This window comes from Vibrio sp. 704 (assembly GCF_033339295.1).
Window position 1 is genome coordinate 1 of the sequence record NZ_JAWOUH010000227.1, and the last position, 870, is coordinate 870.

At 47.6% G+C, this 870-nt stretch carries 1 protein-coding gene; it reads right to left on the reverse strand.

All coding sequences use genetic code 11. The annotated features are described in order from the left end of the window. A partial coding sequence (gene glmU / locus R7R24_RS25615; protein WP_318119926.1) for a bifunctional UDP-N-acetylglucosamine diphosphorylase/glucosamine-1-phosphate N-acetyltransferase GlmU occupies nt 1-870 on the reverse strand: 870 nt, incomplete at both ends.

The following is an 870-nucleotide window of genomic DNA, read 5'->3' on the forward strand; positions in this document are numbered from 1 at the left end:
CAACCAGTGCCGATAATCACGTTATCACCCAGCGATACGTTACCTTCAATGATCACGTTTGCATCGATTTCACAATCCATACCGCACTGAAGCTCACCGCGTAAGTCAAAACGCGCAGGGTCACGTAGCATCACACCTTGTTCAAGTAGTTTTTGAGCTTGCATCGATTGGAACGCGCGCTCTAGACGAGCAAGTTGAGCGCGATCATTAACACCTTCTACTTCAATGGCATTCACTGGGTGAACCGCTTCAACGGCACGCCCTTCGTCGTGCGCAGCAGCAATAACGTCTGTTAGGTAGTACTCACCTTGAGCATTGTTGTTGTTTAAGCCTGACAACCAACGCTTCAGATCACCACCAGTCGCAACCATTACGCCAGTGTTGATCTCTTTAATTTGCTTTTGTTCTTCGCTTGCGTCTTTTTGCTCAACGATAGCAACCACTGGACCATTTTTACGAATGATACGGCCGTAACCAGTCGGGTTATCGAGCATTACAGTAAGTAACGCGATGCCACCTGTTGGTTGTGCATCAAGTAGGTTTTCAATGGTTTCAGGAGAAATTAGTGGGACATCACCATAAAGAACTAGGATCTTTTCATCGTCTTCGAAACGTGGAGAAGCCTGATCCACCGCGTGGCCAGTACCAAGCTGATCCGCTTGAAGTACCCAGTTGACAGTCTCGTCGGCAAGTGTGGTTTGCATTTGATCACCACCGTGACCAAAGACTAGGTGAATGTTTTGTGCGCCAAGGCCAGTACAAGTATCGATAACATGTTTAACCATTGGCTTCCCTGCCAAAGTGTGTAGCACTTTAGGCATATTTGAGTGCATACGGGTACCTTTACCCGCTGCAAGAATCACAGCACTG